Below are 14148 nucleotides of genomic sequence, written 5' to 3' on the forward strand. Positions count from 1 at the left end.
GAGGGCCGGTGACTACGCTGTAAGGCGCGGTCACCGGCCTTTCGCTTGCCCTGTGCCCTGCTGGGCGCCTAACGGACGGCGTCGCGCTTCTTCGTCAGTGCGGTGAGTTTGGCAAGGCGTGCCTGAAGGCCCCACTTGGTGACATTGGCGATTGCCTCGAAGACAATGTTTCCGCTCATCTTCGAGGCGCCAAGGACGCGCTCCACGAAGGTGATCGGCACTTCGGTGATTTTCAGGCCGAGGCGCGCGACGCGGAAGGTCATGTCCACCTGGAATCCGTAACCGACCGATTCGACGGAGTCGAGGTCGAGCTGCTCCAGGGTGGAGCGGCGGAACGCGCGGTAGCCGGCCGTGACGTCGCGGACGGGCAGGCCAAGCAGCAGCCGGGAGTAGGCGCTGCCGGCGCGCGAGAGCAGCTTGCGCCGGGCGGGCCAGTTGACGACGCTTCCGCCTTTCACCCAGCGCGAACCGATCACCAGGTCGGCGCCGTCCACCGCGTCGAGGAGGCTCTGCAGTTCTTCGGGACGGTGGGAACCGTCGGCGTCCATCTCCACGAGGACGCCGTAACCGCGCTCCAGCGCCCAGCGGAACCCGGCGATGTAGGCAGCGCCGAGCCCCTCTTTGCCCGTGCGGTGGAGCACGAAGACCTGTGAGTCCCCGGCGGCCATCTTGTCGGCGAGCTCGCCGGTGCCGTCGGGGCTGTTGTCATCGACGACCAGCACATCGGAGGCCGGAACGGCCTTGCGCAACCGGGCGAGGGTGAGCGGCAGCGAATCAATTTCGTTGAAGGTCGGAATGATTGTTACAACACGCACTCGGAGGGCCTTTCCAGCGGGATGCGCAGGGCGCAGGTGATGCTCCGGTCCCCGGAGCCAAACCGTCAGTATATGGGACGGAATGTTTCAGAAGGGACTGTTGCGCCGCTGGGTGGCTGATGTGCTCAGGTGCGTGGGGAACCGCTCTAGCCGGGTGGACGGAGCGGGTCCCCGCGTCTTCGTACCAGAATCGGCGGTACGCCAAACCTGTTCTCTGATGACGCGGGGACCTGCCCTCTTCCAGCACCGGCACCGCAGCACAGCTTCCCCACTGGACTGCCGGTATTGCGGTGGGATCCGGCCAGGTCATTCCCGAAGGAAAACTCCTCTAACCCGTAAAGCACCAGCTTACGTGCTCGCGTCGGAGTGTCAACACGCCTCTGACGTGGGAAAACGTGCCTTTGCGCAGGTCAGGGGCGTTTCCGAAAAACCCGGTTTTTCCCCCTTGTGCTCCCGCCGGTTTTGCCCTTCCGCCAGTGCCCGCGGAACGTCAGGCGAGCCCGGAGGAGTAAAGCACCTGCCCGTGGTGGACGGTTTCCAGGCACGCCGGCGGGTTCTCCGTGTCGAGGGCGGGCAGGACGGGGGTGCCAGCGCGGGGGTCGGTGCTCCATGACTGCACCCTGTTGTCCGGTGTCTGGACCATTAGCTCATCGACCCGCCACACAGCGTAGGAGGCCGGTGATCCCGGGACCAGCTGGCCGAGCATCGGGTTTCCAGCACCGGCCGTGCGCCAGCCGGCACGCGTGTGGGCGATGAACGCGGCGCGCGCCGAGATGCTCTCGTTGGGGTTGCTGTGGTTGATGCAGGCTCGCACCGAGGCCCACGGGTCAAGCGGCGTGACGGGGCTGTCAGATCCCATGGCGACGGGCACCCCCGCGGCCAGGAGCGAACCGAAGCGGTTCATGACCCCGCGGCGGTCTTCACCGAGCCGCTGGCTGTACAGCTCCCCCGGCCTGCCCCACAGGGCGTCGAAGGATGGCTGGGCGCTGACGGTGATGCCGTAGTGGACGAGGGCGGCGATGGCGGCGTCGTCGGTCATTTCGACGTGTTCGAGCCGGTGCCGTGAGCGCCGGATGGCGTCGATGCCCAGCTCCTTCTCGACCCGGGCGAGCCCGCGGAACACGACGTCGAGGCCGGCGTCTCCGATCACGTGGAAGCCGGCCTGCACCCCTTCGGCCGTTGTGGCGCCGAGGTGCGCCGCAACCTCGTCCTCCCCCAGGAAGGCGTGGCCGCGGTTGCCGGGGTCGTCACTGTAGGGCTGACGGAGCGCGGCAGTGCGGGAGCCGATCGATCCGTCAACGTTGAGGTCACCGGCCAGGCCGGCGAGGCGGCCGCCGAACGACTCAAGCGTCGAGCGCACCTGTTCACGGGACGTCGCCTGCTGTGCCCAGTAGGCAAGGACCTCGGGCAGCGCGCCGTGCGGACCGGAACCGCCGAGCTCAAGCAGGGTCTCGAGGTCCCCGCGGTCGGCGATGTGCGGGGCGGCCATCTCGACCACGGCGACGATGCCCCGGGAGGCGGCGTGGGTGAGCGCGGCCCGCTGGTAGGTGCCGCGCTGGGCGGGACTGAGCGAGCGTGACGCGGCGCGGGCAGCCGTGTGGGCGGCCCGCACGACGAACCCGTCGTCCCAGCCGTCGAGTGCGGCGAGCCCCAGCGTCGAGGCAAGCGCCCCCGAGACGGCGGCGGAGTGGACGTCGGCGCGGGTGAGGTAGACGAAGCGGCCGCCGCTGGCGGCGTCGAGTTCCCCGGCGGTCGGCACCCGTTTCTCCGGCCAACGGGACTCATCCCAGCCGTGGCCGAGGATAGTGCCTTCGGAGGACCGCGCCGAGGCCTGTACCGCGTCGAGGAGGTGGCGCAGGCTGGCGCAGCCGGAAAGGTCGACTGACGCAAGGCTGATCCCGGTTTCCGTCGTGTGAACGTGGGAGTCGACGAAGCCCGGGGCGATCAAGGCACCGTCGAGATCGACAGTGCGGATCCCCGGGCCGATCAGGTTTTCGGCAGCATGTTCGCCGCCGACCCAGGCGATCGTGTCGCCGTCGACGAGCATTGCGGTGGCAAACGGGTCAGCAGCACTGTAGACCGATCCGTTGCGGTAGAGGACCGGCAGTTTCGTATTCATCAAGTCTCGAAGCGGCTTTCGTTAGTGTGTGGCTGGCTGTGCCAGGGGCTATTCGGTGATGCTTGAGTAGGCGACAACGCCTCGCCGGATGAGGGCAATGGCTTTGATGCAGCGCCGGTGCAGGCCCTCGGGCAGGTCGCGTACCTTCGCCAACTGGTCGAGGAGGTCGATGACCTGTTTGGCCCACCTCACGAAGTCGCCGGCGGCGAGATCGGTTCCGTGGAGCGCCGCCTGGAGGGAGCGGCCCTGCGCCCATTTGTACATGGGCCAGGCAAGGCCAAGCTCGGGTTCGGTGGTGACGGGCAGGCGGTGCTGTTCCTCGAGGTCGGTGAGGCGGGACCATTCGCGAATGATCGTGTCCACTGCACCCTCAAGGCCGGCGCTGGGCATGACCGGCCGCAGCCCCCGCTCCTCCCGCTTGGCCTGGTAGACGAGCACCGAGGCGACGGAGGCGAGCTCCGCGGCGTCGAGCTCGGTGAACGCGCCCTTTTCGATCGACAGGGCGATCAGCAGGTCCTTCTCCCCGTAGATCCGTCGCAACCTCTGCCCCGCAGCGGTGACCCTGAGCCCGTCCCTCTCGTCGGCCTGCAGATAGCCGTAGGAGTGGAGTACCTCGGATACCCGGTCGAAGGTCTTGGCGATGGTGTTGGTGCGCCCCCGGATCTGGCCCGCGAGGCGGTCGGTTTCCTTACGGAGCTTCAGCCACCGCTCGGACCAGCGCGCGTGCTGCTCGCGTTCGCTGCAGCCATGGCACGGGTGTGCACGCAGGCGCCGGCGAAGGTCGGTGATGGCGCGCTCCTCGGCCGCAGCCGAGGACGAGTGGAGGCCGTCGGCGCGGCCCGCTCCCCGCCGCGGCGGGCGGTTGGCCTGGAGGGCGTTGCGCATTGACGAGGTGAGGTCCCGGCGGTCCTTGGGGCTCTTGGCGCTGAAGCTCTTGGGGATCTTGATCCGGGAGAGGATCTCCACGGGCCCGTCAAGGTCCTGGACCCCGACGCGCCGGATCTGGGTTTCAAGGGTCAGGACGGTGGGCCGCGGTTCGCGGGAGGTGTCGGTGTCGAGCACGACGGCGTAACCCTGGCTGCGTCCGCCGGGCACGTCGATGACGTCGCCGGGGCGGAGCGCTTCAAGGGAGGCCTCGGCAGCCGAGCGCAGGAAGCGCGAGCGGTCGCGTGAAGCCCGGGTTTCGAGGTCGGACAGCTCCCGGCGGAGGTTCGCGTACTCCCGGAAGTCGCCTAGGTGGCAGGTCATCGATTTCTCGTAGCCCTTGAGGGAGTCTTCGCGGCTGCGCAGCTGTTTCGCCAGCCCGACAACGGACCGGTCGGCCTGGAACTGGGCGAAGGAGGTCTCGAGGATCTCACGGGACCGTTCCTGGCCGAACTGGGCAACGAGGTTGATGCTCATGTTGTAGGTGGGCCGGAAACTTGAATTGAGCGGGTAGGTCCGCCGGGACGCGAGCCCGGCCACCGCGCCGGGATCGGTGCCCGGCTGCCACAGCACGACGGCGTGGCCCTCGACGTCGATGCCGCGGCGCCCGGCGCGCCCGGTCAGCTGCGTGTACTCCCCCGCCGTCACGTTGACGTGGGCCTCGCCGTTGAACTTGTCGAGCTTTTCGAGGACCACGGAGCGCGCGGGCATGTTCACTCCAAGCGCGAGGGTCTCAGTAGCGAAAACCGCCTTCACCAGGCCCGCCGCGAAAAGTTTCTCGACAACCTCCTTGAAGGTGGGAAGCATGCCGGCGTGGTGGGCGGAGAACCCCCGGACCAACCCCTCGCGCCAGGTCCAGAAGCCGAGGATCTCGAGGTCGTCGCGTGGAATGTCGGCGGTGGCGTCGTCGATGGTTTCACTGATGACGGCCCGCTCCTTTTCGGTGGTGAGCCACAGGCCGGCGTGCAGGCACTGGCTCACCGCGGCTTCGCAGCCGTTGCGGGAGAAGATGAAGGTGATCGCCGGCAGCAGGCCTGCCCGGTCGAGGGCGGTGATGACCTGGGGGCGGCTGGCCCGGCGCACAAGGGTGTTCTGCGGCTGGCGACGCGGCTGCGCCTTGCCGCGCCGTCCGTTGCCCGAGCCCCAGTTCGCGCGCTGGTTGAGCCGCACCTCGCTGCTGGCGAGTTCAAGCAGTTCGGGATTGACGTCGTACTGTTCGGCCGCGCCCGCCTGCGGGCCCCCCGGCGCAGCCTCGTCGAAGGCGACCTCGCCGGCAAACAGGTCAAGGAGGTTTTGGGCCACCATCACGTGCTGCCACAGCGGCACGGGGCGGTGTTCGGACACCACGACGTCGGTGTCGCCGCGCACGGTGTCGAGCCACGCTCCGAACTCTTCGGCGTTGGAGACGGTGGCGCTGAGGGAAACAAGTTTCACCTCCGTTGGCAGGTGGATGATCACCTCCTCCCACACCGCCCCCCGGAACCGGTCGGCCAGGTAGTGGACTTCATCCATCACCACGTAGCCGAGGTCGTCGAGGGTCTCCGAGTCCGCGTAAAGCATGTTGCGCAGGACCTCGGTGGTCATGACCACCACGTCGGCGTCGGGATTGATGCTCGTGTCGCCGGTGAGCAGGCCCACCCGCTCCGGGCCGTGAACGGCGGACAGCTCGGTGTACTTTTGGTTGCTCAGCGCCTTGATGGGCGTTGTGTAGAACGCCTTGAGTCCGTGCTGCAGGGCGAGGTAGACGGCGAACTCCCCCACTACCGTCTTCCCCGCGCCGGTCGGTGCCGCGACGAGGACGCCCTTGCCTGATTCAAGGGAGGTGCAGGCGTCGCGCTGGAAGGGATCGAGTTCGAAGGAGAGCGTCTGTTCGAAGGCCGAAAGGCTGGTCCGCGAATACCGGGTGCGTTCCTTGGCAGCCTGGTAGCGCTCTGCGGGGGTGCTCATCTTTCAACCCTAAACGCTCGGGATCACTCCAGCACGCATCGGAGTGCCTCAGGCCGGGTCGATGGAGGACGCCTGGCCTGCGGTTGCCGCCACAGCGGCCTCGCGGGCGGCGTTGCGCCGGTCCCTGCGCTTGTCGTTGAGCAGGCACAGGCCGATCGCGATGAAGAACAGCACGAGCATCGGCACGGCAAGGTAGAACATGCTCACGGCGTCGGCTCCAGGGGCGGCCATCGCCGCGAACAGGCACACAAGGAACACGGTGATGCGCCAGGCCTTGAGGATCTGTTTGCCGCTGAGGAGCCCCACAAGGTTCAGGCCGAACAGCACAACCGGGAGGAGGAAGGCAACGCCGAAGGCGAGCATCAGGCGCAGGATGAAGGTGATGAAAACCGTCACGGTGATGATGTTCGAGAATCCGCCCGGCGTGAAGTCGGTGAGTACCCGAACGGCGTTGGGAAGCACAAGCCAGGCCAGATAGATGCCGGTGAGGAACAGCGGCACTGCGACGGCGATGAAGGACAGCGAGATGCGGCGTTCCTTGGAGTGCAGCCCGGGGGTGATGAAGGCCCACAACTGGTACAGCCACACCGGGCTTGAAATGATCAGCCCCAGGAAGACCGAGACCTGGATCAGCAGGTCGAACGGGGACGCGACGCCGTCGAAGTTCAGGGCCGCGGTGCGGCCCTCGCGGGCGTTGAGCTCCACGACGGGCGCCGAGAGCGCCTCAAGCACCGGGTTGTAGATAAAGAAGCCCACGACGGTGCCCGCGATGACTGCCAGGCCCGACTTGAACAGACGGTTGCGGGCTTCCTTCAGATGTTCCTTGAGGGGCATCCGCCCCTCGGGGTTGGCTTTGCGCCCTTTGGTGCGTGCCATTGTTCCTACGGTGTCGGAGCTGAGGGTCCGCCCGGCGGGGTTGTGGAGCCGTGGCCGGGCGGGCTCTGCGGCGTGGTGGGGCGGTAGTCGGTGCCGGGTGTGCCCGGCTGCGTCGTGCCGACGACACGTCCTTCGACGGTCGGTGCGTCGCCGTCAGTGTTGTTCTCGTCCTTCATCTGCTTCACCTCGGACTTGAAGATGCGCAGCGACTGGCCCAGGCTCCGGGCGAGGCCGGGAAGCTTCGGCGCGCCGAAGAGAACAATCGCGAGGGCGATGATGATGACGATGTGCCAGCCTTCGAGCCTCATGCCCAAAATCCTTCCGTAGATGCCACTTAAGTTTAGGTCATAGATGAGGCAGGTCCCGCAAAAGCTGGGGCCGGTTGGCCTCCGCCCGGCGCCTGATCCGCCGTTCGCGCCGTCGCGCCCCGCGAAGGTCCCGCGCTTCGGCGTTGGCGCGGCGGACGTTTTCGGGGGCGGAAAACACCGCCGGTGCGGCCCGCATGGTGTGCCCGTTGTCCGGGACGGCGTCGGTGCGCGGCCCGGCGCTGACCGCTCCGAGACGCTCGGCCGTCGCCTCGAATTCACTCAATGTTGCGGCGGCCTTCCGGAAGACCTTGAAACCCACAACGATCAGGAACAGGGCGCTGAGCGCAAGAAGCGCGACCCACAATACAATCCACGTCCACCAAGGCATTCCCTCAGTCTAGTTCAGGCGTAGTTCGCCAGCGCCGCCTCGAGCCAGGCCTCCGTCTCGGTGCGCAGGTCCCGTGGTTCGACCACCGCCGCGGTCCCGCCGAGCCCGGCGAGCAGGCCCGGGAGCCATGCTGTTGATCCCGCGCGCAGGACCGCACCGAGGCTGCCGTCGGGCAGTTCCTCCGTCCTATCGGCTGTGTACTGCTCGGCAACCCATATGGCCGGCGGTCGCAGGAGCAGCGTGATCTCCCGGTCGGCGGCCGACGGTCGGTAAAGCTCCCCCGCCGGGCCCTGCCCCTGGCGCTCCACGTCCACCCGCCCTGCAGAGGCCGGGCGGGTGGTCAGGCTGGCGCTCTGGATGCGGTCGAGGCGGAAATTGCGCATGCCCGCGGACTCGACGCACCACGCTTCGACGTACCAGTGGTCGCGGTGGGAGAACGCGCGGACGGGTTCGATCAGCCGTCGGGTGATTTCATCGCGGGCCGGCACCAGGTAGGACAGCTCGACCTGGAGCCCCCGGCTCAGTGCCTCCTGGAGCACCTCGAGGGTCGGATTCACCTCATCCTCGCTCAGCTTCGCCGCGACGACGGTGCCCATCCTGGCTGCGCTCCCCGCAGCGGCGGTCAGCTTCGCCTGGGCTCCGAGCAGGGCGTCGCTGTCGACGAGTCCCGGAAGGTCGCGCAGGGCCTGCAGCCCAACGAGGAGGGCGCTTGCCTCATCCATGCCGAGGCGCACCGGGTGGGAAAGGTTCGCCGCATTGCTGAGGAAGATCCGTCCGCCTTCGACGGAGACGTCGATCAGCTCGTCGGGGTAGTAGCGGGGTCCGCTGACGAAGAGCAGGTCAAGGTCCCGTGTCAGCTGTGCCTCGGTGACCCCGAAGCGTTGCGCCGTGGCGGTCAGCTCGGCCCCGGGGTGGGCCAGGAGGTAGGGCACGAGGTCAAGCAGGCGCAGCAGGTGGTCCTGCGCGGAGGCCTTGCGCCGCGGCGCGTGGTTCGGGTCCGCGGAGAAGGTGATGTGTTCGGGGGCGGTGCGTGCGGCGTCGAGCGCGCCCTGCAGCAGGGTCCGCACTGCGTGCGCCAGGTCCGCCGGCTCCACGACGGCGGCGCTGGCCCCGAAACCGGCGATCTCGGCGGCAAGGAGCGCCTGGTCCGCGTACCGGACCTCGAGCCGGTCCCATTCCTCGCCGGCTTCCACAACGCTCGTGCCCCGGCGCACGCGCAGCAGGTTACAGGTGCCGGGCCGGGCGAGCAGGACAGCCGATGACTCGTCATCACGGCGCTTCAGCGAGGAAAGGGCGGCGTTGATGTCGAAGGACTCGGGTACGTCGAAGGTGCCTTGGAGCGTGCGCGGCGCCGATGTCATCCGGGACAGGCGGAAGAACCTCTCCTGTTCGCGGATCGTGTCGAAGCCCACCAGATACCAGTGGCCGAAGCGCGAGCCCATCCCCCACGGGAGGACGGTCCGGTTTTCGTCGCGTCCCGTGCTGGCCGCCCGGTAACCGAAGGTGAGGGGACGCCGCTGCGCCAGGGCATGCCACACCTCGTCCCAATAGGGATCGCTTGTCTGGATGCGCGGCTGGATGGGCAGCGGTGCCGGCGTCTCCGAGGCGAGGGTGCGGGTGCTCAGCTTCCGGATGGCGCGCGAGGCCGCGGAATCGAGCGCCGCCGAATCCCACATGCCGGCGGCGAGGCTCAGCAGCGTGTACTCGGCCGGGGTGAAGCTCACGCCGGACAGCCGGTACTCCTCGGCGTTGATCCGGTAGCGCTGGACGGTGTTGTCGGTGTCGAAGACATGGTCGTCGCTGAAGGCCTCAAGCGGAATGCCCTGTTCCCGGAGCATCGCCTTGTCGCGGTCGAACAACTTCTCGCGGGCCGCGGTGGTCGGAGCCTCGCGGTAGAGCTCGATCTCCTCGAACAGTTCCTCCTTACTGAAGCCCCGTTTGCTTGAGAGCAGCAGGATGACGAGGGTCAGGAGTCGTTCGGTTCGTTTAGCGGACACGGTGGATACATTACCGCCCGGGCGCGCCCGGGCAGGACAAGGCGGCCCTCCCGGTGGTGATATGCGAAAGTGCCGCGCCCCGTGGTGTGGGGACGCGGCACTTTCGCGGTGGTGCAGTGGCTAGGTGCTGGCTCCTAGCGCACGTCCAGCAGGTCAACGACGAAGATCAGAGACTCGTTCGGCCCGATGGCCGAACCGGCACCGCGTGCTCCGTAGGCCATGTCGGAGGGGATTTCGAGCCGTCGTCGTCCGCCGACCTTCATCCCGAGCAGCCCCTGGTCCCAGCCCTGGATGACCTGCCCGATGCCGACGCGGAAGTCCAGCGGTGCGCCGCGGTTCCAGGAGGCGTCAAACTCCTCCCCCGTCGAGAAGGCGACCCCAACGTAGTGGGTCGACACGGTGTCGCCGGCCTTGGCGGCCTGCCCGTTGCCTTCGATCAGGTCCTCGATGACGAGCTCGGTTGGAGCTGCGTGGGCGGGGAAGTCGATCTCGGGCTTCTGGCGGTCGAACTCGCGCTTACCGAATGACATGGGGCTCCTTCGCGTTAGTGATGGGTGTGCGGACCGCTACTTGGCAGCGGTCTTGGCTGTGATTTCGATGTAGAAGACCAGGGTGCCGGAGGGCCGGCCCTGCGGTGCCGGGTCTCCGTACGCCCACGGGCCGGGAATGACGAGGAGGACCTTCGAGCCGACCTTCTGGCCGCTCAGGCCCTCGGTCCACCCCTTGATGACTCCGGTCAGCGGGAACTCGGCGGGCTCGCCCCGTTCAAAGCTTGAGTCGAACTGCTTGCCGTCCTCCCAGCGCCAGCCGCTGTAGTTGGCGGTGATGCTGTCGGACTCCTTGACGACTTCGCCGGTGCCTTCCTTCAGCACCTTGACGACGAGGTCCTTGGGCGGGTCGTTCTTCGGGATGGTGACCTTGGGCACGCCCTTGTCGTCGAACGTGAACTTGGGCAGCTCTCCGGCCTTGTCGAGCTTCTCGACCTCTTCGGGAGCCAGGGTCTGGGGCTCGGGCGCGGCGTCCTTGGCGGAGAGGACCTTCAGCACGATGACCTGCTGCGGCGTCTCCGGCTGGCCCTCGACGGGCTCCATGGGGCGCGTGTACGCCACCTGCGAGCCGACGTTCGTTCCAACGAGGACCTCGTAGAGCTCGGCGTCGGCCTTCTTCAGTTCGTCGTTGACCGGCAGCGGCTGGGGCTCCCCGGACGAGTAGGTTTCGCCAACTGTGCTTCCGTCTTCGGCATTGAGGAAGATGGCGTTGAAGGTGATCTGCTGACCTGCCTCGATGGGATCGCCGTCGCCTTCGACAACGGTCTTCACGGCAGGGCCGGTGACCTTGAGGGGGGTCTCGAATTCAACCTTGGGCGCTTCCTCGTCGGATCCGCCGGTGACCTTCAGTGAGTCGAAGATCCCGGCTTCGCCGGCGGAGCGGCCCGTCGTCGATCCGCCGCACGCCGTCAGCACGAGCAACAGCGGCAGGAGGATTAAGAGTATTTTTCGCACAGAACTTCTTTCACTGGAATTATCGGTAGTTCAGGCGGCGCCGAACAACAGGCCGCATCAAGCCTAACGGGTCGGTGCGGCCCGTTTCTCCCGTCCGCCGGAATTCGTTGCAGGACGTGTCGGCCTCAGAGGTGTTCAAGCAGCGCGTCGACGCGCTCGTCAACCGACTTGAAGGGGTCCTTGCACAGGATCGTCTGCTGGGCCCTGTCGTTGAGCTTGAGGTGCACCCAGTCAACCGTGTAGTCGCGGTTGGCTTCCTTCGCCCTGCGCACGAACTCTCCGCGCAGCCGGGCCCGGGTGGTCTGCGGGGGCGTGTCCATCGCATCCTTCACGACGACGTCCTCAACCACGCGGGCAGCCTCGCCGCGGGCCTGGAGGAGGAAGAACAGGCCGCGGGTACGTGATATGTCGTGGTAGGTGAGGTCGAGCTGGGCGGCGCGCGGCGAGTCGAGGTCGCCGCCCTGCCGTGTGAGGTAGCGGTCGATGAGCTTTTTCTTGATCGCCCAGTCCACTTCCCTGTCGATGCCCGAGGTGTCTCCCGAGGCGATGGCGTCGAGGGTGCGCTCCCACAGGCTGAGGATGGCCGGCACGTGGGGCGTGTGGGCGCCGTGGCTCTCCACGAACGCGGTGGCGCGGGCAAGGTATTCGCGCTGCATCTCGAGGGCGGTGATCTGCCGGCCGTTCGCCAGCTTCAGCAGCTGGCTTCCGGTGAGGTCGTGGGAGATCTCGCGGATGCTGCGGATCGGGTTCTCGAGGCGGAAATCCCTCATCATCGCGCCGGCTTCGACCATGCGCAGGATGAGGTCGACGGAGCCGACCTTGAGCCGGGTGGTTGTCTCCGACATGTTTGAGTCGCCGGCGATGATGTGCAGGCGGCGGAAGAACTCGGCGTCGGCGTGCGGTTCATCACGGGTGTTGATGATCGGGCGCGACCGGGTTGTCGCCGAGGAGATCCCCTCCCACAAATGGTCCGCGCGCTGCGAGAACGCGTACAGCGACCCGTTCTGGGACTTGAGCACCTTCCCCGCCCCGACCAGCAGCTGCCGGGTCACGAGGAACGGGATGAGGATGTCGGCGAGCCGGGCGAACTCCAGCTTGCGGGGAATGAGGTAGTTCTCGTGGCTGCCGTAGGAGTTGCCCGCGGAATCGGTGTTGTTCTTGAACAGGTAGATGTTGCCGTTATAGCCTTCGTGGCTCAGCTTCCGCTGGGCTTCGACAACAAGGTCCTCGAGGATGAGCTCACCGGCCCGGTCCTGGGCAATGAGCTGGGCGAGGTCGTCGCACTCGGCCGTCGCATACTCCGGGTGGGAGCCGACATCCAGGTACAACCGTGCACCGTTGGTGAGGAAGACGTTCGAGGAGCGCCCCCAGCTCACGACCTTGCGGAAGAGGTAGCGTGCCACCTCTTCCGGCGAGAGCGGCCGGGAGTTGGGCCCTGAATAGGAAATCCCAAACTCCGTTTCTATCCCAAATATACGGCGGTCCATCAGCGGGAACCTTCGGGGGAAGCGAGCATCGATTCAAGCTCGGATGCGATGATGCGGCGGAACGCCCTGTGGCTCCCGCGGGAAGTCTCCGGGTCGCGGTCAAGCACCGCTACTTCGAGGAGCCCCGGTCCCAGCCGGTTGCCTCCCCGCCCGTCGGCGCCGTCCTGATGGAGCGAATCCACTGCGGCCCGGACGGCCTCGGGGAACGTCAGGTCCCCCGACCACTTATTCCTGAGCAGCTCCACGACGGTCTCGGCGGCGCCGCCCATCACCACGAATCCTGTCTCGTCTGCGATCGACCCGTCGAATGTGAGCCGGTACAGGTGGTCCGCCGCGGGGACCTCCCCGACCTCGGCGACCACCAGCTCCACCTCGAACGGTTTGCTTTCGGCGGTGAACACCGCGCCGAGGCTTTGGGCGTAGACGCTTGCCAGGCCCCGGGCGGTGACGTCTTCGCGGTCATAGGAATACCCGCGGACGTCGGCGTAACGCACTCCCGCCTGCCTCAGACTCTCGAATTCGTTGTACTTGCCGACGGCGGCGAAGGCGATGCGGTCGTAGATCTCACCCAGCTTATGCAGCGACGGCGAGGGGTTCTCGGCCACGAGCGCGATGCCGTCCCGGCAGCTCATGACGATGACTGAACGCCCCCTGCCGATGCCCTTCCGCGCGAAATCGGCGCGGTCCTTCATCAGCTGTTCCGGCGATACGTAGAACTGCTGTGTCATCGTCTACGCCTCCCGTCCAGCAATTGAGCGGCTCGACAGGACCCCGAGCGCGAACGTCTCAAGTTCCCGGTCCGCGACCTTCCGCGCCCCGGCGCCGCTGACCGTGTAGACAACGGGCCACAGCTGTCGGACCACGTCGGGGCCACCCGTGGCCGAATCGTCGTCGGCGGCGTCATAGAGCGATTCGACGGCCACCCGGATGGCTGTGTCCTCATCAAGGTTCGGTTTCCACAGCTTCTTCAGGGCACCGCGCGCGAACGCCGATCCTGACCCGACGCTGTGGTGCTCCTGTTCCTCGTACCGCCCGCCCGTGACGTCGAAGGAGAACAGGCGCCCTTCCCGCCGGACCGTGTCGAATCCGGCGAATAGAGGAACCACGGCAAGGCCCTGCAGCGCCATCGGCAGGTTCTGCCGGACCATCGCTGCCAGCCGGTTCGCCTTTCCGTCGAGGCTCATCCGTGTTCCCTCGATCTTTTCGTAGTGCTCAAGCTCAACCTGGAACAGGCGGGTCAGGTCGAGCGCGATGCCGGCGCTGCCGGCGATGCCCAGGACGGAGAACATGTCGGCCGGAAACACCTTTTCAATGTGCCGGCTGGCAATGACGTTGCCCATCGTGGCGCGCCGGTCCCCCGCCATGAGCACGCCGCCGGCGTAGGTCAAGGCCACAATGGTCGTGGCGTGCGGGGCGAGGGCACCGGCCGAGGCCGGGATGTCTACCCGGGTGCGGGAGGCGAGCAGGTCGGGATGATGTCGGCCCAAATGATCGGTGAAGGACGTTGCCGCTGCCCTCGCGATCGCCCCTGCTGCGTCTTCCGGCATCATCCGCTACTGGCCACCCTTCTGGACGAAGCCCCTCACAAATTCTTCGGCGTTCGATTCAAGCACGCCGTCGATTTCATCGAGAAGGTCGTCGACGCCCTCTGTCTGCGAGGTGTCCTGCCCGGCGGCGGCGGGCAGCGGCTCTGGCGTGCTGTCCTCCTGCTCCTCAGGACGTGTTTCCGTGGTCTTGTGATCCTGTGTTGCCATGATGAGCACCCTCCGGTTTGTTGTGCTGGTT

General features: G+C 67.0%; 13 protein-coding genes. All 13 read right to left on the bottom strand.

Annotated features, from left to right (window positions below):
- Positions 1-68: 68 nt before the first annotated feature.
- Positions 69-815, bottom strand: a complete 747-nt coding sequence (locus tag AC4D2R_RS08890) for a polyprenol monophosphomannose synthase (RefSeq protein WP_490939416.1) — start codon at positions 813-815, stop codon at positions 69-71.
- A 490-nt stretch (positions 816-1305) separates the two neighbouring features.
- A complete protein-coding gene (locus tag AC4D2R_RS08895) occupies positions 1306-2934 on the bottom strand; it encodes an amidohydrolase (RefSeq protein WP_490939418.1) in 1629 nt (542 codons plus the stop codon).
- A 48-nt stretch (positions 2935-2982) separates the two neighbouring features.
- On the bottom strand, positions 2983-5805 hold the full coding sequence (locus AC4D2R_RS08900) for a DEAD/DEAH box helicase (RefSeq protein ID WP_490939420.1): 2823 nt from the start codon (positions 5803-5805) through the stop codon (positions 2983-2985).
- A gap of 48 nt (positions 5806-5853) precedes the next feature.
- A complete protein-coding gene (tatC, locus tag AC4D2R_RS08905) occupies positions 5854-6681 on the bottom strand; it encodes a twin-arginine translocase subunit TatC (protein WP_490939422.1) in 828 nt (275 codons plus the stop codon).
- Positions 6682-6686: 5 nt separating this feature from the next.
- Positions 6687-6989, bottom strand: a complete 303-nt coding sequence (gene tatA / locus AC4D2R_RS08910) for a Sec-independent protein translocase subunit TatA (RefSeq protein ID WP_490900274.1) — start codon at positions 6987-6989, stop codon at positions 6687-6689.
- A 37-nt stretch (positions 6990-7026) separates the two neighbouring features.
- The gene (locus tag AC4D2R_RS08915) at positions 7027-7377 is read right to left on the bottom strand and encodes a hypothetical protein (protein WP_490939424.1); all 351 of its coding nucleotides are present in this window, start codon (positions 7375-7377) and stop codon (positions 7027-7029) included.
- 14 nt (positions 7378-7391) lie between these two features.
- Entirely contained in the window at positions 7392-9374 is a 1983-nt protein-coding gene (locus AC4D2R_RS08920) for a helix-turn-helix transcriptional regulator (RefSeq protein ID WP_490939426.1), read from the bottom strand.
- Between the two features lie 134 nt (positions 9375-9508).
- Positions 9509-9904: an FKBP-type peptidyl-prolyl cis-trans isomerase gene (locus tag AC4D2R_RS08925; RefSeq protein ID WP_490900277.1), complete on the bottom strand. Its 396-nt coding sequence runs from the start codon at positions 9902-9904 to the stop codon at positions 9509-9511.
- Between the two features lie 36 nt (positions 9905-9940).
- Entirely contained in the window at positions 9941-10876 is a 936-nt protein-coding gene (locus tag AC4D2R_RS08930; protein WP_490939428.1) for an FKBP-type peptidyl-prolyl cis-trans isomerase, read from the bottom strand.
- 125 nt (positions 10877-11001) lie between these two features.
- A complete protein-coding gene (gene pafA, locus AC4D2R_RS08935; protein WP_490939430.1) occupies positions 11002-12363 on the bottom strand; it encodes a Pup--protein ligase in 1362 nt (453 codons plus the stop codon).
- Positions 12363-13091 (bottom strand): proteasome subunit alpha, encoded by a 729-nt coding sequence (prcA, locus tag AC4D2R_RS08940; protein ID WP_490939433.1) that lies wholly within the window; start codon positions 13089-13091, stop codon positions 12363-12365. The genes pafA and prcA overlap by 1 nt, the downstream gene beginning before the upstream one ends.
- A gap of 3 nt (positions 13092-13094) precedes the next feature.
- Complete coding sequence (gene prcB, locus AC4D2R_RS08945) at positions 13095-13910, bottom strand: proteasome subunit beta (RefSeq protein WP_490900487.1); 816 nt, start codon at positions 13908-13910, stop codon at positions 13095-13097.
- Positions 13911-13916: 6 nt separating this feature from the next.
- Positions 13917-14117, bottom strand: coding sequence for a ubiquitin-like protein Pup (locus tag AC4D2R_RS08950; protein ID WP_490900281.1), 201 nt, complete (start codon positions 14115-14117; stop codon positions 13917-13919).
- Positions 14118-14148 lie beyond the last annotated feature (31 nt).

It is taken from the genome of Arthrobacter sp. TJ-217, from assembly GCF_058269255.1.